Here is a 19,145-nt window from a genome sequence, read left to right as displayed (position 1 = left end):
ATTTCCGCGATTAAACGAAGGAAAACACCATGGCCCACAACCTCCACAAAACGCTAAAGGAATTCGACAGCGGTTCCGGCAAAGGCAAGTTCTACTCGCTGCCGCAACTTGGCAAGCAGCTCGGCGTGAAGATCGATCGCCTGCCCGTGTCGATCCGTCTCGTGCTCGAATCTGTGCTGCGTAACTACGACGGCAAGAAGATCGCGGAAGAGCACATCGAGCAACTCGCGAACTGGAAGCCCAATGCGTCGCGCGTCGACGAAATTCCGTTCGTCGTTGCCCGCGTCGTGCTTCAGGACTTCACCGGCGTGCCGCTGCTCGCCGACATCGCGGCCATGCGCGGCGTCGCGCAACAGGTCGGCAAGGACCCCAAGGTCATCGAGCCGCTCGTGCCGGTGGATCTCGTCGTCGACCACTCGGTCCAGATCGACTACTTCCGCCAGAAGGACGCGCTCGACCTGAACATGAAACTGGAATTCCAGCGCAACAACGAGCGCTACCAGTTCATGAAGTGGGGCATGCAGGCCTTCGACACGTTCAAGGTCGTGCCGCCGGGCATCGGCATCGTCCACCAGGTGAACCTGGAATACCTCGCACGCGGCGTGCACAAGAAGGCCGAAGGCGCGGATACCGTCTACTACCCCGACACCCTCGTCGGCACCGACTCGCACACCACGATGATCAACGGCATCGGCGTGGTGGGCTGGGGCGTGGGCGGCATCGAAGCGGAAGCCGGCATGCTCGGCCAGCCGGTCTACTTCCTCACGCCCGATGTGGTGGGCGTGGAGCTCAAGGGCAAGCTGCGCGAAGGCTGCACGGCCACCGACCTCGTGCTGACCATCACCGAAATGCTGCGCAAGGAGAAGGTCGTCGGCAAGTTCGTCGAATTCTTCGGCGAAGGCACGGCCTCGCTGTCGCTGCCGGATCGCGCGACCATCGGCAACATGGCGCCGGAATACGGCGCAACCATGGGCTTCTTCCCGGTCGACGAAAAGACGATCGACTACTTCAAGGGCACGGGCCGCACGGAAGCCGAAATCTCGGCCTTCGAGAACTACTTCAAGGCACAGGAGCTGTTCGGCGTGCCGAAGGCTGGCTCCATCGACTACACGAAGACGCTCGTGCTCGACCTCGCCACGGTCGCACCGTCGCTGGCCGGCCCGAAGCGCCCGCAAGACCGCATCGAAATCGGCAACGTGAAGTCGACCTTCACGGACCTGTTCTCGAAGCCGGTCGCGGAAAACGGCTTCAACAAGAAGGCCGCCGACATGGGCGCCGAGTACAAGGTGACCGAGAGCGTCAACCTGCACAACGGCGACGTGCTGATCGCGGCAATCACGTCGTGCACGAATACGTCGAACCCGTCGGTGCTGCTGGCCGCCGGCCTGCTGGCGAAGAAGGCCGTGGAAGCGGGCCTGACGGTCGCGCCGCACATCAAGACCTCGCTCGCCCCGGGCTCGCGCATCGTCACGGAATACCTGACGAAGACCGGCCTGCTGCCCTATCTGTCGAAGCTCGGCTTCGAACTCGCGGCTTACGGCTGCACGACCTGTATCGGCAACGCGGGCGACCTGACGGCGGAACTGAACGAGTCGATCGTGAAGAACGACGTCGTCGCGGCGGCTGTGCTGTCGGGCAACCGTAACTTCGAAGCGCGTATTCACCCGAACATCCGTGCGAACTTCCTGGCCTCGCCGCCGCTGGTCGTTGCTTACGCGATCGCGGGCAACATCACGCGCGACCTGATGACCGAGCCGGTCGGCAAGGGCAAGGGCGGCAAGGACATCTACCTCGGCGATATCTGGCCGACCAGCGACGAAGTCAACGCGCTGCTCAAGTTTGCACTCGATGCAGACGTTTACCAGAAGAACTACAGCCAGCTCACGAAGAAGGGCGACCTGTGGAGCAAGATCGAGGGCGAAGAAGGCCAGGTCTACGACTGGCCGAAGTCGACCTATATCGCCGAGCCGCCGTTCTTCGGCAAGGAATTCTCGATGACGCCGTCGTCGGAAGTCGCCGAGGTCAAGGGCGCGCGCGCACTGGGCATCTTCGGTGACTCGGTCACGACCGACCACATCAGCCCGGCTGGCTCGATCAAGGAAGATTCGCCCGCAGGCCGCTGGCTGAAGGAAAACGGCGTGCAGAAGGCCGACTTCAACAGCTACGGCTCGCGCCGCGGCAACCACGACGTCATGATGCGCGGTACGTTCGCGAACGTGCGCATCAAGAACCTGATGATCCCGGCGAAGGCCGACGGCACGCGCGTCGAAGGCGGCCTGACGATCCATCAGCCGAGCGGCGAACAGCTGTCGATTTACGACGCCGCCATGAAGTACATCGACGCCGGCACGCCCACGATGGTGTTCGCGGGCGAAGAGTACGGCACGGGCTCGTCGCGCGACTGGGCAGCCAAGGGCACGCAACTGCTGGGCGTGAAGGCCGTGGTCGCACGCAGCTTCGAGCGTATCCACCGCTCGAACCTGGTTGGCATGGGCGTGCTGCCGCTGCAGTTCAAGGGTTCGGACAGCGTGCAGTCGCTCGGTCTGACCGGCGAAGAAACGTTCGACATCGAAGGCCTGACGGACGACTTCAAGCCGCAGCAAGACCTGACGCTCGTGATCCACCACAAGGACGGCAAGGATCAACGCGTGCAGGTGCTGCTGCGCATCGACACGCCGATCGAAGTCGACTACTACAAGCACGGCGGCATCCTGCCGTTCGTGCTGCGTTCGCTGCTGGCCGCTTGAGCCTCTAGCGAAGCACGAGTTTTTTGCAGGTGCCGCGCCCGGCAACGGGTGCGGTCACACTTGGAGCCCGGCGCGAGTCGGGCTTTTTTTTCGCGTTGCCGCGGATTTTTGATGGGCGTAACGTGGAATCGCCTCTTGAGAACAGGCGAGCCTTATGAACCCCGGTCGATGGACGATGTCCCGACCGGGATTTTTTTGGGGGAGCTTTTTGGGGGGTATCGCGGCGCGGAACGCAAGGAACACAAGCCATGCGGCGCCAGCGAGAGAAATTCGGTAAATGACGGATCACCGAATGAGGAGTTCGGCATCGCCCCAGCCAGAGCTAGACCCGTCACGAACGACATTATCGGGCCTGGCTCCCGATGCGTCATTAGCACAAGCCGCAAGAATCCATTACGGATATTGTCAAGATATCGGGACGCGTCCTGTGGTCGCACTTTTGACCGTCGTGGGGCAGCGTCTGGGCGCCGCGCCTGGCAGGCGCCCCGCATCCGCTAACATGACGGTTTCCACCACCTCGCCTCGCCTCGCCTGCCTTGCCCACTTACACCCTCGCCTCAACCGTCAGCGCGGAGCTCGAGATCCGCAAGAGCCGCTTCATCGGTCTCGCGATTCCGGTCGCCGACCGCGACGCCGCCATGATCGAGCTGCAACGTCTGCGCGACGAACACCCCAGCGCTACCCACGTCTGCTGGGCGCTGCTCGCGGGCGGCCAGTCGGGCATGTCCGACGATGGCGAACCGTCCGGCACGGCAGGTCGGCCGATCCTGGAAGTGCTGCGCCATCACGACCTCGACGGCGTGCTGGCCGCCGTGGTGCGCTACTACGGCGGCGTGAAGCTCGGGGCGGGCGGCCTCGTGCGCGCCTATACCGACGCGATCGCGAGCGCCCTGCAAGACGCGCCGCGCGTCGAGCGTATCGCCCAGGCCCGGCTCATGGTGGAAGTCGGCTACCCCGACGAAACGCGCGTGCGTCACTGGCTCGAACAGGCCCAGCACACGCTCGTGGACAGCCGCTACACGATGACGGTGCGGCTCACCATCCAGATGCCCGTCACCGCCGTGGATGCCGCGCGCGACACGCTGCGTGATTTGACGCAAGGGCGGGCGGGTTTTCCCGAGTACGAGTGAAATCGTGACGACGTGAAGGCGTGGCTGCCTACGCTTGCAAACGTCGCTGCCAATGAAGCGCACAAAAAAAAGCCGCCGATAAAGATCGGCGGCTAACAGGGGACGTGAAGAACAACCGCGAATCGACTATCGAATCGACCCGACGCACCCATCATGGCTTTGCAAAATTAAGGCAAACTTAAACGCACGCAAAAGCGCGTGAAATCTTTTCGCGCCGCGCGAAACGTCACGCGGACGCGCTGAAAGCGCCAATTTCCCCGCTCGCTATAATTATTTCCAAGTCTGGCAGCAGGCCACATGCCCTCACGTTCCGGCCGGTTGCCATCCACGGGGAAAAATCGCCATGGTTTTCGATCGTCTGAGAGCAGGCGCCGGGCCCGAAAGACGTCATCGCGTCTGGAGCAAACTGCGCATCCTCGTGGCCGCTATCGGCACGCTGGGTTCGGCAACGGGCATCGCCATCGCCGTGACCGGGCTGGTGGAGTTCAATCACAGGAAGGTCGTGACAGGCGTCGCGGTCATCATCGTCTCGACCGTCGTGTACGTGTCGATCCTGGTGCGCGACCGCAATCGCGTCGATTGACCCCGCGCTTCGATACCTGAATGATGCTGGCGCGCCCGTTCCCGGGCGCGCCTTGTTTTTACTGCACGCGTTCGCCGTTACGCAGCACTTCCACGGCCGTCGCGCCCACATAGTCGGCGCGGATGCTGTCGCCCACCTTGAGCGAGCCGATCGGCACGTCCTGCGGCACGTTCACCACGACCGTGCGCGTTGGGCCGCGCAGCGTCACCTTGCGATGCTTGCGGTCGACTTTCTGCACCGTCGCCACCACCTGCACCGAACGCGCCGTGGCTGTCACGCCGTCCGACGCAGGCGTGGATGCCGTAGTTACCACGCGCTCGCGGATGCCCTTCGTGTCCACCTTGTCCGCACGCAGCAGCAATGCCTCCTTGTAGACGATGTTGACCTGATCGCCAGGCGCGAGCTTGCTGACGTTGCCCACCGCCGGATCCACCGCCACCGTCACCTGTTTGCCCTGCTGGCCGCGCAGCGTGACCGAGTTCGTTGCCGCGTCCACGCTCACCACATGCGCCACGGTTTGTACTTCGCCCACCTGCAGCAAGCCCGTGGGCGCGCTGGCGGCGGCGGGTGCCGATGCGTCGGGCGCCGCTGCGTCGGGCGCCGCTGCGTCCTGCGCGTAGAGCGGCGCAGACCCGGCCATTGCCGCCATCACGGCAAGCACGCTCAGCAAGGGTTTCGATCGGTCGATAAATCGCATGACATTTTCCCCTCGGTAGTCCGTATCAATCGATACGAATTGATTGTGTCAGTACAGCTAATGATTCACGCAATACCGCAGACAGCCGCTCAAGCCTCCTGCATGGCAGGCGCAGCGACAGCGCTGCGGTAGTGATCGTACACACGCTGGCGCTCTTCGCTCGCAAGCTGGCGTTTCTCGACGAGCTTGAGCATGCGATGGCGATCCGCGCCGAGCGTGGCGTAATAACGCTCCGCATGCAAGCGCCTGAAGCGCGTATAAAAGTCGGGGCCAGGCAAGCCCGAATCGGTCGCGAGCAGCGACGCATAGTCGGCCAGTTGCGGTTCGCATAGCGCCGCCGCTGCGGCTTCGAGCTTTTCGTAACGCTCGCGCAGCGGCACGTCCTGCGTGAAGAGGGCATGGAACGCGCCATACGGCACGAGACCGCGCCGACTCGCCGCACGCCGTAGCAAACGTTCAACCTTTTCGTCGAGTTCCTTGTTCATCCCCAATGGCCGTCAAGCGGTTCGCGACGTTTCAGATCGCGCGTACCGGCAGCTTAGAAATAGCCAATTCGCATTAAATACGCATATCGAAATGCGTTATTAAGCAAATCCGGCAAACCCTTTTCAAACTGAATCGAATTGAATGGCGTAAATCCCATTCATGCCGATTCGGAAAAGGCATTCTGCCCAAATTTTCCGATCGACACGCGTTAGGTGTCCCAAAATGGCCGATGAAAAGGATTGCAAACATCTTTAGCGCTGCCGATTCGGCGCATCATGGCGCGAATGCGCGGCGTTGAAGCGCATTGTTAAGCGATCCGGACATGATCATTTTTTCCGATAGACCAGGAAAAACGCTAAGTCAAGCAGACTATTTTTCCGCCAGCTATACACAAACAATACAAAAACAATTATTAATATCCGCTGCGGGACGACTTGGGCCACGTGCCTACGAAGCACGCCGGGCCATCCCGCAAGCGCCCCGAGTGGGCGTTCCGTTTCGCCGTCCGCAATGGCCCCGCATTCCGACGTCACTTTTGCAGGACCGTAGCAAGCGACAAGACCCGCATGCACTGAGAGGGTTGACTGGAGCGGCGCTTCCGTAAGCCGCATGTCCGGAATCTTTCGTTGACGAGTGATCACATGCTTACCCGAACCGAAAACTTGCCGAGTGTCGCGCGCCGAATGGCTGCCGGCCAGATGTTGGTGGATGGCGCGACGGTGAACTCCGTGGCCGATTCCTTGCACCTCTCCGCCCAGACGGTGCGCCGTTACAAAACGATCGTCGAGGACGGCGGGCTCGCTGCGCTACAGCAGATGAGCGTGGGCGGCCGTCCATCAGTGCTGGACCAGGCCGCGCTCGGCTGGATAGCGGGTGCGCTGCACGGCTCCGCGCGCGAGCACGGCTTCCCCAGTGACGCCTGGACCAACAGCCGCGTGCGCGAGCTGATCGGCCGTCAATTCGGCGTGCACTATTCGCGCGTCTATACCTGGCAGATCGTATCGAACCTCGGCCTGGGCCACCGCCTGTCGAAATCGGCGCGCTGAAGGCGAAGGCGCGGGCATGCTCCGGCGTGTCCGCACGTTGCCCAGGGTGCTTTTAGCGCGCTAATCCTCCCGCCAACGACGGCGCCCGTCGGGTGCCGCCCAATGACACGCGTGCAATGCTCGTGGCCGGGCGCAAGCGTCGCTCACGCTCGCCTGCTGCCCCGTCACTGTTGCGCCGCCTCTGCGGCGCACGCAGGGTTTCAGTTCGCGGACGGCGTGCCCGGCGCGGGCGCTGAGTCGGGCGTGCCGTTCCATTGCTTCGCGCGCACCTGATTGCGCCCCGCCGACTTCGCTTCATAGAGCAGCGCGTCGGCGGCGGCCAGCAATTGCGCGCCGCTACCGCCAACCGGCGGCTCGCAGCTCGCGCAGCCCACGCTTACCGTCACGCGGCCGTAGCGCGATCCACTGTTCGCGAGATTGGCCGCCTCCACCCGCCGACGGATCTTCTCGGCGATCTTCTGCGCACCTGCCAGCGGCGTCGCCGGCAGTACGACCGCGAACTCCTCGCCGCCGTAGCGCGCGGTCATGTCCGCCGCGCGCCGCGTGCCCGAGGCGATGCGCTCGGCCACCAGCGCGAGCACTTCGTCGCCTGCAGCGTGGCCATAGGTGTCGTTGAAGATCTTGAAGTGGTCGATGTCGAGGAACAGCACCGCAAGCGGCGTCTGCGTGCGCGCGGCGCGCTGCCATTCGGAGATCAGCCGCTCGTCCAGCGCGCGGCGGTTCGCAAGACCCGTGAGTCCATCCGTCACCGCGAGACGCTGCAACGCGGCTTCCGCGCGCACCTTGTCGCGCAGCGCGAAGGCGAGGATCCACGACACCGCGACCCATGCGCCGCCGAACACCGTGGTCATCGCCAGCGCCAGCCACGAACGACGCCGCCAGCTCGCGAGAATGTCGTCCACGGCGGGCGCAACGCCCACGATGATCGGCATGCTGCCCACGTGCGCGTACGTATAGACGCGCTCCACGCCATCCGCTTCCGAATGCGCGGTGAAGGTGCCCGCATCGTGCTGCGAGATGATCCGGTAGTTGTGCCAGCTAGCATAATTCGCGCCGATGCCAAGCGGCATCATCGGCTTGCTCGCGAGCAGCGTGCCGTCCTGCATGATGATGAAGACGCCGCCGCGCCGTCCCACATCGATACGTTCGATGAGCTGCTGAAAATATTCGAGCCGCACGCCAAGCAGCGCGACGCCCACAAATGCGCCATCCGGCGCATCAATCCGCCGCGAAAGCGCAATCGACAACACGCCGTGCCGCAAGCGCGAAACATAGGGCTTCGAAATGAATAGTCCGGCATTCGGATCACGCGCCTGCGCAACGAAGTAATCGCGATCGGCGAACGACACATCGGGCGGCGCGACACCGCTCTGCGAGGCCTTCACATGGCCTTGCGCGTCCAGCACGTAAGCCCCGCCTAAAAAAGAAGCCGCCGTCGCGCGATCGAACAGCATGCGCTGGCGCAGCGCCTCGGGCAGCGTCCAGGTGTCGGGCTGCTGCGCGCCCGACACGACAGCCCGCAGCGAGAGATCGTAAAGCTCGACATTACGCGCGATATCGCTCGTCACGATGCGCACGATGTTCGCCGAGTTCTCAGCCGCATGACGCAGTTCCTCGGCACGCCCGTTATAGAGCGCCGCATACGTGAGCGCCGCCATCACCGTGGCGACGATCGTGCCCGACCACCCCGCAAAGAACGGATGACTGCCGATCAGCCGGGTCGCATCCTTGCCGCGCGCGAGCAGCCAGCGGCGCGCGCGCAGGTGCCAGCGCGGCGCGAATACGCGCTGGGCCAGCGCCCTCGCGTGACGATGCGGATGTCCGGCAGGCGTTTGCGCGGACGGCTCCTGCACAGGCTCGTGAACGCGATCAACCACGTGCGCAATCCTCCGACGAATGTCTCCCTGGCGGCGCTCATAGCGACCGTTTTTACCGCCGCCGGCCACGCTTGCGCATCGCTCGCCACCGATGTCATCAATCCGTCACGCATGCTCCGCATGATCGGAAAAGTTGCTTTCACCGCCGCTTTCAAAGCGGTTTCGACTGAACAATCCCCCGTTATACCCGCTACATACAGGAGCCTGCTCGTCATGCCGGATCTTTCCCTGTCACCGCAGCCGGGCACCGCGCCCGCGCGCGGTCGCAATGCGAGCCTGCTCGCTTTCCTGCTCGTCATCGCCGCGGGCGCCGTCTACGTGGGCATGCATCTCGCCGACGACCTCTCCCCCGTGCGTGAAAGCTCCGCGCTGCCCTGGCTGCTGCTCGGCATCGCCCTGTTGATCGCACTGGGCTTCGAATTCGTGAACGGCTTCCACGATACCGCGAATGCGGTGGCCACCGTCATCTACACGCACTCGCTTTCCCCCAACCTCGCCGTGATATGGTCGGGCGCCTGGAATTTCCTGGGCGTGCTGACGTCGACGGGCGCGGTCGCCTTCGGCATCCTGCAATTGCTGCCTGTGGAACTGATCCTGCAAGTGGGCAGCAGCGCGGGCTTCGCGATGGTGTTCGCGCTGCTCATCGCGGCCATCATCTGGAATCTCGGCACATGGTATTTCGGCCTGCCGTCGTCGAGCTCGCACACGCTGATCGGCTCGATCATCGGCGTGGGCCTGATGAACCAGCTGATGCACGGCGCGAGCGGCACGAGCGGCGTGGACTGGAGCCAGGCGCTGGGTGTGGGCAAGTCGCTGCTGTTCTCGCCGATCGTGGGCTTTCTCGCCGCCGCGCTGCTGCTGCTCGTGCTCAAGGCCCTCGTGAAAGTGCCCGCGCTCTATAGCGAGCCGAAGGGCAACGAACCGCCGCCGTTCTGGATCCGCGCGCTGCTGATCCTCACCTGCACGGGCGTGTCGTTCGCGCACGGCTCGAACGACGGCCAGAAGGGCATGGGCCTCATCATGCTGATCCTGATCGGCACGGTGCCCACCGCCTACGCGCTCAACAAGGCCGTGACGCCTGCCGAAACGCAGACCTTCATCGCCGTCGCCCACGAGGCTTCGCACATTCTCGACAAGTACTCGAATGGCGTGGCCGCGCCCGCCGACGCGCGCGCCGAAGTCGAGCGCTTTGTCGGCTCGCGCACGCTCGCGCCCGCGACGGTTCCAGCCCTTTCCGCGCTGATCAACCAGGTGGGCGATCAGGTCGGCGGCTACGGCTCGATTTCCGCGGTGCCGCAATCGGTGGTCGACAACGTGCGCAACAATATGTACCTGACCTCCGAAGCGATCCGCCTGATCGAGAAGGCCAAGACACCGGCCTTCTCCACCACCGACGCCAAGGCCATCGACAACTTCAAGGCCCAGACCGATCACGCCACCAAGTTCATCCCGACGTGGGTGAAAGTGGCCGTGGCGATCGCGTTGGGTCTCGGGACGATGGTGGGCTGGAAGCGCATCGTCGTGACGGTGGGCGAGCGCATCGGCAAAACCCACCTGACCTACGGCCAGGGTGCGAGCGCCGAACTGGTGGCAATGGCCACGATCGGCGCCGCCGACGTCTACGGCCTGCCGGTCTCGACCACGCACGTGCTGTCCTCGGGCGTGGCGGGCACGATGGCCGCCAACGGCTCGGGCCTGCAATGGAACACGGTGCGCAGCCTCGTGCTCGCCTGGGTGCTCACGCTGCCGGTTTCGATCGTGCTCGCGGGCGGCCTGTACTGGGTGTTCCGCCACCTGTTCTGATCGACGCGGACTTCACGCGGATTCATGCGACGCGGCCTGACGGCCGCCGCACAAAAAAAGCCGCGCCTCGTGAGAGGCGCGGCTTTTTTGCTTCAACGTCGATCCGATCAGTAGATCTCGGGCACGATCATGTTCTCTTGCACCGGCTGACGAATGTAGTCGGGATGATGCACGCGCGCGGGCAGCGTGACCTGCGGATGCTCGATCTCGTGATACGGCACCTGGCTGAGCAGATGGTGAATGCAGTTCAGGCGCGCACGCTTCTTGTCCACGCCCTGCACGACCCACCACGGCGCTTCGGGGATATGCGAGCGCTGCAGCATCACTTCCTTGACGTGCGTATAGGCTTCCCAGCGGCGGCGGCTTTCGAGGTCCATCGGCGAGAGCTTCCACTGCTTGAGCGGATCGTCGATGCGGCTCTGAAAGCGCACTTCCTGCTCGTCGTCCGTGATCGAGAACCAGTACTTGACGATCTGCACGCCGCTGCGCACGAGCATCTTTTCAAACTCGGGCACCGAGCGGAAAAACTCCTCGTACTCGTCGTCGGTGCAGAAGTTCATCACGCGCTCGACGCCCGCGCGGTTGTACCAGCTACGGTCGAACAGCACCATTTCGCCACCTGCAGGCAGATGCTGGACGTAGCGCTGGAAATACCATTGGGTGCGCTCGCGATTGTTCGGCGCGGGCAGCGCGGCCACGCGGCACATGCGCGGGTTCAGGCGCTGCGTGATGCGCTTGATGACGCCGCCCTTGCCCGCCGCATCGCGACCTTCGAAAATCACCACGAGCCGATGGCCGGTGCTGACGATCCAGTCCTGCATCTTCACGAGTTCGCCTTGCAGACGGATCAACTCGCGGAAATAAACGCGGCGCAGCGCGCGCGTTTCCTCGCTGATGTCGAGGCCGCCTTCCTGCAAGCGGTCGTCGACTTCCATTTCGAGCTCTTCGTCATAGGCGTCGAGCAACTCTTCGTTGAGGCGGCGGCGGCGCTCACGCTCGGCTTCCCCGTCACCAGCCTGCGTCTGCTGTTGCGCGTCGTAGCCCGCGTCCCGCGCGGCCTGCCCCGCGCGCTCCATCTCGTTCATGGCGACTCTCCTCTTTCGATCAATGGCAACCCGCGGCGCGCGCTACGCGTGCATCCGGTGCATCGGACGCCACACATGCGGACGGACACGGCCACGCGCCACTATCGGCGCTACGGGTGTCACACATATTTCAAATGCATTGATGCGCCGCGCGACAGCTTCCAACGGCTGGCGCGCAAGATCCGTACGCGAATCCGCCATCAACCCAGCGGCTTCGCAAAGCTCAATTCGTGGCCATCCGGGTCGAGCAGATGAAAATAGCGCTCGCCCCACGGCGCGTCCTGCGGCGCGAACTCGGGCGCGAGGCCCGCCGCGCGCACCTGCGCATGGAAGGCGTCGACGTCCGAGACGTAGAAGATCGCGCGGCCCCAGCCTTCGACCTTGCCATGCGGCCCTTCGAGCAGATTCAGGTAACAGGCCGATGCGCCCTCGCCCAATTCAAACGAGGCGAACCCGGGGATCGACGGGCCGGGCTTGTGCGCAAAGCCTAGCGTTTCGTAAAAACGTACCGAACGCTCGATGTCGCTTACGGTGAACGTCACGGCGTTCAGGGATTCGATGCGCGCGGTGGGCGGGTGCATGGCCTTGCCTCCTTGTTCTGGTTCGTTGCGTCGATGCGCGCCAGTCTCTGCGTACGGGCGCCGCGTCAGTGCGTCAGTCCTTCGCGCCGACTTTAGCAGCCTTTGACGGCGCAGGGCGCCGCGCCGCCGCGACCTTCCCCGTTTTTCGGGCTTTCTGCGCCTTCGGCAGCGCGCGAGCCGCGCCGCCCGGCCAGGCGTTTCGCTCACTGGTTGGACCAGTTTCGAGCAAGCCGCTCTCCTCGCCCACCCGTGCACGCACGAAGTCGATATGAGTCTGCATGGCCGTGCGCGCCTCCTCGGGACGCCGCGCGAGGATCGCGTCGCACAGCGTGCGGTGCTGGAGCAGCAGCAGCCCCGAGGCATCCGCATTCTGCTGACGCAAGCCCGTGCCGTTGATCGTGATGTGCTCGCGCAGCACGCCCAGCACGCTCGTGTGCAGATGCAGAAACATGGCGTTATGCGAGGCCTGGGCGATGACTTCGTGGAGCTTCGCATCGGCGTCGGCTTCCGCGCCCTTGTCGTCGCAGGCGCGCGTGCGCTCCAACTCGTCCATCAGCGTGCGGATACGTTCGAGATCGTCGTCGCTCGCGCGCAGCGCCGCGAAATACGCCGTCGCGCCTTCCAGCACGCGGCGAAATTCGAGAATGTCGTCGCGCAGCGCCGGGTGGTCGGCCACCAGTTGCCCCCACGGCGAAGCGAAGCCCGTGCGCAGTTGATCGGTCACGAACACGCCCGCGCCGGCGCGGCTCGCGACGAGCCCCCGCGCGGCCAGCCGCTGGATCGCCTCGCGCACCGTGTTGCGCGCGACGCCATAGTCCTGCGCGAGCACGCGCTCGGACGGCAGTTTCTCGCCCGCGCGCCACGTACCGTCGAGCAGCGCGGTTTCCATCTGGCGCATCACCGTGTCGACGCGCCCGCGCGCGCCAGCCCTGTCCCTCATTGCCTGTCCCCGAGCCATCGTGTCGTTCGGGGGCGTCGGCTTCACGCTCAGTACGCACTGGTCCAACCAGTTTGAAGCCGCCGCCCGAAGCGGGAATTATGCGCCACAAACCCGCCGTCACCGCGCCCGGCCCCGCCGACCGCTGACGAGACGCCCGTACGACGCGCCGGATTGCATCAGCACAGACCCACATGCAGCCACGAGCGCCCAACGATACCCGCGAGACATGAAGCCACGGCACTACCCCACCGGCCCGCGCCCCACCGACGTCTACCTGTTCGCAACCTGCCTTGTGGACCTGTTCGTGCCTCAGGCCGGGCTCGACGCGGTCAAGCTGCTCGAACGCGAAGGCCTCACGGTCCACTTCCCACGTGGCCAGAGTTGCTGCGGGCAACCCGCCTATAGCAGCGGCAACCCGCGCCAGGCGCGCGAAGTCGCCCGCGCTCAACTCGGCTTGTTCGAACAGCCCTGGCCCGTGATCGTGCCGTCGGGATCGTGCGCTGGCACGATGCGGCACCACTGGCCCGCCCTATTCCAAGGCGACGACGCAAGCGATGGCGCCGATGCCGCGCGCGCCGCTTCGATCGCCGGGCGCGTCTATGAGCTGACCGAATTCCTCGTGCGCGTGCTCGATGTCGATCTGGGCCTGGACGGCGCCTATGGCGACGCCGCACGCCAGCAACCCGACGAGCGCGTGGTCCTGCACACCTCGTGCGGCGCGCGCCGCGAAATGGGCACGCGCGTGCATGGCGTCGAAGCCGTCGACGCGCTGCCCGGCGTCACGCGCATCGACCACGAGCGCGAATCCGAATGCTGCGGCTTCGGTGGCACGTTCTCGCTCAAGCACCCCGATATCTCCGGCGCGATGGTGGCCGACAAGATCGCCTCGGCATGCGCGACAGGCTGCAACCGCCTCGTCTCCGCCGACTGCGGCTGCCTGCTGAACATCGGCCATGCCGCCGAACGCAAGGGCGCGCCACTGGCGGTCGAACACCTCGCCTCGTTCCTGTGGCGCCGCACCGGCGGGGAGGCCGCATGAGCGTAGATAAGGTCGATACCCTCGGCGCACGGGCGCGTATGCTGGGCCGTCTGCGTGCCAGTGCACCCGCTGCCGTCGCTTCATCCGTGGATGCGCTCGATGCCCGCATCGATGCGCACTACGCACAGCGCCGCGTGCACGATGCGGCCATGCTGGCGACGCGAACGGCGCGCATCGAACAATTCCAGCGCATGCTCGAAGCCGCCCATGCCGAGGTGGTCTGCGCGAGCAGTCAGGCATGGCCCGCCGCGCTCGCACAACGGCTCGCAGCGACCGGCGTGAAGCGCTTGCTGCTCGATACGTCGAGCGCCGAAGGCGCCGCACTCGCAGCGGCGCTGCGCACGAACGCGGCCGCCATCGAAACGCGCACCTACGCAGAACCGATCGAAACCTGGAAGTCCGAACTATTCGACGAAATCGACGCGGGCTTTACGGTCGCGCGCTCGGGCCTCGCAGCCACGGGCACGCTGATCGTGGTGCCCGATGCGAATGCGCCACGTACCGTCTCGCTCGTGCCGCCCTTGCATATCGCACTGGTTCACGCCCACACCTTGCATGCGGACCTGCACACTGCCGTTGCCACCGAGCGCTGGCGCGACGGCATGCCGACCAATCTGGTGATGGTCTCCGGGCCTTCGAAAACCTCGGACATCCAGCAGACCACGGCCTATGGCGCACACGGCCCGCGCGCGCTTTGGGTAATCGTCGTGACGGATAGCGATAACGAGAGCGATACCCGCAACGGAGCCGCGCAATGAGCACGCCTGCAAACCCCGGCAACGAAAGCACGCTGCACTTCGTCCCCACCGCCGAATTTCGCCAGCGCGCCCGTACGGCGCTCGACGATCCGCAACTACGCAAGAGCTTTCGCGGCGCGATGGACTTCCTGCAAGGCAAGCGCGCCGCGCAGTTTCCCGAAGCGGACGAACTCGAAGATCTGCGCGACCTGGGCGAAGCGGTGCGTCAGCATGCACTCGCGCGTCTGCCCGAACTGCTCGAACAACTGGAAACGAAGCTGCGCGAGAACGGCGTCCACGTCCACTGGGCCGAAACCGCCGACGACGCCAACCGCATCGTCCACGCTATCGCACAACGCCATGCGGCCACGCGCGTCATCAAGGGCAAGTCGATGGCGAGCGAGGAAATCGAGCTGAATCATTACCTCGGCGAGCGCGGGGTCGACTGCATCGAATCGGATATGGGCGAGTACATCGTGCAGCTCGCCGGCGAAAAACCCTCGCATATCGTGATGCCCGCGATCCACAAAACGAAGGGCGACATCGCACATCTGTTCGAGGAGCACATCCCCGATACGCCTTATACCGAAGACGTCGATTCGCTGATCCAGACCGGCCGCCGTGCGCTGCGCCGCGCCTTTGTGGATGCGCAGATCGGCCTCTCGGGCGTGAACTTCGCCGCCGCCGATACGGGCACGCTCTGGCTCGTCGAAAACGAAGGCAACGGCCGCCTGTCGACCACCGTGCCCGACGTGCATATCGCGATCATGGGCATGGAAAAGGTCGTGGCGAAGCTCGAACATATCGTGCCGCTTTCGAGCCTGCTCACGCGCTCGGCCACGGGCCAGCCGATCACCACGTACTTCAATCTCATCAGCAGCCCGCGCCGTGCGGGCGAAAAGGACGGCCCGCGCGAAGTGCATCTCGTGCTGCTCGACAACGGCCGCAGCCAGGCCTACGCCGACGATCAACTGCGCGCCACGCTGCAATGCATTCGCTGCGGGGCGTGCATGAATCACTGCCCGGTGTACACACGCATCGGCGGCCATGCCTATGGCACCACCTATCCCGGCCCGATCGGCAAGATCATTTCGCCGCATCTGCTAGGCCTCGACGCCACCGCCGATCTGCCCACCGCATCGAGCCTGTGCGGCGCATGCGGCGAAGTCTGCCCCGTGCGCATTCCGATTCCGCAACTGCTGGTGCGTCTGCGCACCGAGGCGAACCGCAACCCCGACGAAGCCGTCGCGCATCCGCTGCGCGGCCAGGGCGCGAATCATAGCCGCAGCGAACAGTTCATCTGGCGTTTCTGGAGCGGCGCGTTCGCGCATCTGCGCGCGTATCGCGCGCTGCGCTGGGCCGCAACGCGACTGCGCGGTCTCGCGCCGTCGCAGCAAATGGGCTGGACCCAGCATCGCACGCCGCTCAAGCCCGCACCGCGCAGCCTGCACGATCTGCTGCGCGAACGCGATCAGCCGCAATAGCGGCACACCGCTCAATCGTCAGGCATGCGAAATACATTCCAAACCCTGCCTGACGACACTTTCACCTTATCGACCCGCATCATCGGAGGAGACCGTAGTGCAACCCTGGCATCAGATCTATACCCCGCTCGGCAGTCTGTGGCTATCCGCGCTCGTGGCCGCCGTGCCCATCCTGTTCTTCTTCGTTGCGCTCGCCGGCCTGCGCCTCAAGGGCCATGTGGCCGCCGCGATCACGCTCCTGCTCGCGCTCGGCGTGGCGATTTTCGAATACGGCATGCCTGTGCGCCAGGCGCTCGTTTCGGCGGGCTTCGGCTTCGCCTATGGCCTCTGGCCGATCGCGTGGATCATCGTCACCGCGGTGTTCCTCTACAAGATCGTCGTGAAAACCGGGCAGTTCGAGATCATTCGCGCCTCGGTGCTGTCGATCACCGATGACCAGCGCCTGCAACTGTTGCTGATCGGCTTCTCGTTTGGCGCGTTCCTCGAAGGCGCCGCGGGCTTTGGCGCACCGGTTGCGATTACCTCGGCGCTGCTGGTCGGCCTTGGCTTCGAACCGCTCTATGCGGCAGGCCTGTGCCTGATCGCCAACACCGCGCCGGTGGCTTTCGGCGCGATGGGTATTCCCATCATCGTCGCGGGCCAGGTGACGGGCATCGACCCGTTCCTGATCGGCGCAATGGCGGGACGCCAGTTGCCGCTGCTCTCGCTGTTCGTGCCGTTCTGGCTCGTCTTCATCATGGACGGCAAGCGCGGTCTCAAGGAAACGTGGCCGGCCGCGCTGGTCGCGGGTGGCAGCTTCGCAGTGACGCAGTACTTCACGTCGAACCACATCGGGCCGGAACTGCCGGACATCACCTCTGCGCTCGTGAGCCTCGTCGCGCTGGCCGCGTTCCTGAAGGTGTGGTCGCCGCGCCGCGCTACCGCGTCGAACGTGCGCGTGAGCGGCGGTGCCGCAACGCTCGGCGGCTTTGGCGGAGGCTTCAAGGCTTCGACATCGGCATCGAGTCGCCAGGCCTCGCCGTACAGCCTCGCACAAACGGTGCGTGCGTGGACGCCGTTCATCCTGCTGACCGCCATCGTCACGGTCTGGAGCGTCAAGCCGTTCAAGGCGCTGTTCGCCGCCAAGGGGCCGCTCGCCGGCACCGTGCTGAGCTTCCATGTGCCGGGTCTAGATCAACTCGTCGTGCGTACCGCGCCCATCGTGGCGACGGCCAAGCCCTATGAAGCGGTCTTCAAGATCGATTGGCTCTCGGCCGTGGGCACCGCGATCATGCTGACCGCGATCGTCTCCGCGCTGATCCTCAAGATGAAGCCGCGCGCCGCCGTCGTCGCGTTCGTCGAAACGGTGAGCGAACTGCGCCGCCCTATCCTGTCGATTGGCCTCGTGCTGGCTTTCGCCTTCGTCGCGAACTATTCGGGCATGTCGTCGACGCTCGCGCTGGCGCTCGCCGGCACTGGCGCCGCGTTCCCGTTCTTCTCGCCGTTCCTCGGCTGGCTGGGCGTGTTCCTGACGGGTTCGGATACGTCATCGAATGCGTTGTTCTGCTCGCTTCAGCACACGACGGCGCACCAGATCGGCGTGTCGGACACGTTGCTGGTCGCGGCCAATACCTCGGGCGGCGTGAGCGGCAAGATGATCTCGCCGCAGTCGATCGCCGTGGCTTGCGCCGCAACCGGTCTCGTTGGCAAGGAGTCCTCGCTGTTCCGCTTCACGGTGCGCCATAGCCTGTTTTTCGCGGCCATCGTCGGCATCGTGACGCTGATTCAGGCCTACGTGCTCACGGGTATGATTCCGCAGTAAGCCTCACGACGGTTTTGTAGCGCCCTTGAAAGGCCGTTGTCCGCACGCGCGGGCAACGGCCTTTTTAATTTCAGGTAATACGCGCGTGCCCGCATGAACTTTTCTTCATCGACATTTTTAAGCCTTATTTAAGGCATCAAATCTACGCTTGATCCGTCCGGCGCAATAAGGCCGGGACTGATCGACGAATCGATGGAGGTGAACAATGGATGCACGCTCAGTTCAATACAAGACCGCTGCACTTTCGCTGGCTGCCACGCTCACGCTCGCCCTCGGTGCACAAGGCGCGTTCGCCGCGACCATGAACAACGCTGCGAACGGCCTGCCGCCCGCGCAACATGCCGACGGCATCGCCTATGTCTCGGGCGGCATCGGCAGCGACCAGTCGGCGGCATTCAAGGCCGCGACCGCACACTATCCGCTCTCGCTCGAATTCGCACGCCAGTCGGCCAGCGGCAATGAATATCTCGCCGACGTGCCCGTGACGATTGCGAACGCTCATGGCCAGACATTAATCTCCACGCGTACGCATGGGCCGTACATGCTCGTCGCACTGCCTCACGGCCACTACGTCGTCACGGCCAGCCACGATGGCAAGACCGTCGAGCGCACCGTGAACGTGGGCAACACGTCCCACGAACACGAAACCTTCGTCTGGCCGACGTAATCCTGTCACCCAACGTCATTCTGTCTTTGTTGCTGCTACAACAGATGTTTGCAAGCGCCGCGCGCATTTCACGAGGCTAGACCGAGCCTCTTAAAGAATGTGCGCGCACCTGGCCGTCACGGCTTTTTCGCTTGTGTCACGATCGTTGCTGGAAAGCGTCACGCACGCACCGTGCGTAACGCTCGAGCGATGCGAACCGCATCCCGCGGCCTGCCATCGTCCGCCACACGCGCAACGAAATGATGACCACGCAACGATCGAATCGCCTCCCCGCGAGGCGCACGATCGCGGCGAGCGCGCCTGAAGGCCGCTCGCGCGCGACACCCTGCCGCAGATCCCCGCACGCGCCCCGTCTGGCGCGCCTCGCACCACATCCGCACCCTTGCTTCTCCACCCGTTCGGGCGGCACTGCGTCGCACCCCGCGGCACTTGTCGCGCGTGA

The 19,145-nt window shown here is 64.6% G+C and carries 15 protein-coding genes and 1 pseudogene; 10 read left to right on the top strand and 6 right to left on the bottom strand.

Annotated elements, in window-relative coordinates:
* The first annotated feature begins 29 nt into the window (after positions 1 to 29).
* The 3 genes from acnA to U5782_RS20625 all read left to right on the top strand — a co-directional run bounded on the left by acnA (position 30) and on the right by U5782_RS20625 (position 4,460).
* Complete coding sequence (acnA, locus tag U5782_RS20635; protein ID WP_322045740.1) at positions 30 to 2,747, top strand: aconitate hydratase AcnA; 2,718 nt, start codon at positions 30 to 32, stop codon at positions 2,745 to 2,747.
* 536 nt (positions 2,748 to 3,283) lie between these two features.
* Positions 3,284 to 3,877, top strand: coding sequence for a YigZ family protein (locus U5782_RS20630; RefSeq protein WP_322045739.1), 594 nt, complete (start codon positions 3,284 to 3,286; stop codon positions 3,875 to 3,877).
* Positions 3,878 to 4,220: 343 nt separating this feature from the next.
* Positions 4,221 to 4,460, top strand: a complete 240-nt coding sequence (locus U5782_RS20625) for a hypothetical protein (protein WP_322045738.1) — start codon at positions 4,221 to 4,223, stop codon at positions 4,458 to 4,460.
* A 58-nt stretch (positions 4,461 to 4,518) separates the two neighbouring features.
* On the opposite strand, the gene U5782_RS20620 is transcribed toward U5782_RS20625, so the two are convergent.
* Positions 4,519 to 5,157, bottom strand: a complete 639-nt coding sequence (locus U5782_RS20620) for a hypothetical protein (RefSeq protein WP_322045737.1) — start codon at positions 5,155 to 5,157, stop codon at positions 4,519 to 4,521.
* An 89-nt stretch (positions 5,158 to 5,246) separates the two neighbouring features.
* The gene (locus U5782_RS20615) at positions 5,247 to 5,642 is read right to left on the bottom strand and encodes a hypothetical protein (RefSeq protein ID WP_322045736.1); all 396 of its coding nucleotides are present in this window, start codon (positions 5,640 to 5,642) and stop codon (positions 5,247 to 5,249) included.
* Positions 5,643 to 6,284: 642 nt separating this feature from the next.
* Between U5782_RS20615 and U5782_RS20610 the strand changes: the two genes are divergently transcribed.
* Positions 6,285 to 6,689: a helix-turn-helix domain-containing protein gene (locus U5782_RS20610; protein ID WP_322045735.1), complete on the top strand. Its 405-nt coding sequence runs from the start codon at positions 6,285 to 6,287 to the stop codon at positions 6,687 to 6,689.
* 200 nt (positions 6,690 to 6,889) lie between these two features.
* Here U5782_RS20610 and U5782_RS20605 read toward each other — a convergent pair whose 3' ends face one another.
* On the bottom strand, positions 6,890 to 8,566 hold the full coding sequence (locus U5782_RS20605; protein ID WP_322045734.1) for a sensor domain-containing diguanylate cyclase: 1,677 nt from the start codon (positions 8,564 to 8,566) through the stop codon (positions 6,890 to 6,892).
* A gap of 213 nt (positions 8,567 to 8,779) precedes the next feature.
* Here U5782_RS20605 and U5782_RS20600 point away from each other — a divergent pair, with 213 nt between their 5' ends.
* Positions 8,780 to 10,369, top strand: coding sequence for an inorganic phosphate transporter (locus tag U5782_RS20600; protein WP_322045733.1), 1,590 nt, complete (start codon positions 8,780 to 8,782; stop codon positions 10,367 to 10,369).
* A gap of 107 nt (positions 10,370 to 10,476) precedes the next feature.
* Here the strand turns inward: U5782_RS20600 and ppk2 are convergent, their stop codons facing one another.
* The 3 genes and pseudogenes from ppk2 to U5782_RS20585 all read right to left on the bottom strand — a co-directional run.
* Complete coding sequence (ppk2, locus tag U5782_RS20595; RefSeq protein WP_322045732.1) at positions 10,477 to 11,454, bottom strand: polyphosphate kinase 2; 978 nt, start codon at positions 11,452 to 11,454, stop codon at positions 10,477 to 10,479.
* Between the two features lie 200 nt (positions 11,455 to 11,654).
* Complete coding sequence (locus U5782_RS20590) at positions 11,655 to 12,035, bottom strand: VOC family protein (protein ID WP_322045731.1); 381 nt, start codon at positions 12,033 to 12,035, stop codon at positions 11,655 to 11,657.
* Between the two features lie 235 nt (positions 12,036 to 12,270).
* Positions 12,271 to 12,933 (bottom strand): annotated as a pseudogene (locus tag U5782_RS20585) (FadR/GntR family transcriptional regulator); the annotation flags it as partial.
* Between the two features lie 268 nt (positions 12,934 to 13,201).
* On the opposite strand from U5782_RS20585, the gene U5782_RS20580 reads away from it, so the two are divergent.
* From U5782_RS20580 to U5782_RS20560, 5 genes are all read left to right on the top strand, one after another.
* A complete protein-coding gene (locus U5782_RS20580) occupies positions 13,202 to 14,014 on the top strand; it encodes a (Fe-S)-binding protein (RefSeq protein ID WP_322045730.1) in 813 nt (270 codons plus the stop codon).
* Entirely contained in the window at positions 14,011 to 14,772 is a 762-nt protein-coding gene (locus U5782_RS20575; RefSeq protein WP_322045729.1) for a LutC/YkgG family protein, read from the top strand. Before U5782_RS20580 ends, U5782_RS20575 begins: the two co-directional genes overlap by 4 nt.
* Positions 14,769 to 16,235 (top strand): LutB/LldF family L-lactate oxidation iron-sulfur protein, encoded by a 1,467-nt coding sequence (locus U5782_RS20570; protein WP_322045728.1) that lies wholly within the window; start codon positions 14,769 to 14,771, stop codon positions 16,233 to 16,235. The genes U5782_RS20575 and U5782_RS20570 overlap by 4 nt, the downstream gene beginning before the upstream one ends.
* Positions 16,236 to 16,332: 97 nt before the next feature.
* Positions 16,333 to 18,036, top strand: coding sequence for a lactate permease LctP family transporter (locus U5782_RS20565; protein ID WP_322045727.1), 1,704 nt, complete (start codon positions 16,333 to 16,335; stop codon positions 18,034 to 18,036).
* Between the two features lie 205 nt (positions 18,037 to 18,241).
* Positions 18,242 to 18,703, top strand: coding sequence for a carboxypeptidase regulatory-like domain-containing protein (locus U5782_RS20560; protein WP_322045726.1), 462 nt, complete (start codon positions 18,242 to 18,244; stop codon positions 18,701 to 18,703).
* Positions 18,704 to 19,145: the final 442 nt, after the last annotated feature.

The organism is Paraburkholderia sp. J67 (assembly GCF_905220265.1).
Classification (GTDB): Bacteria; Pseudomonadota; Gammaproteobacteria; order Burkholderiales; family Burkholderiaceae; genus Paraburkholderia.
Note: the sequence above shows the minus strand (reverse complement) of the source record. Positions and strands in the feature narration are given on the sequence as shown.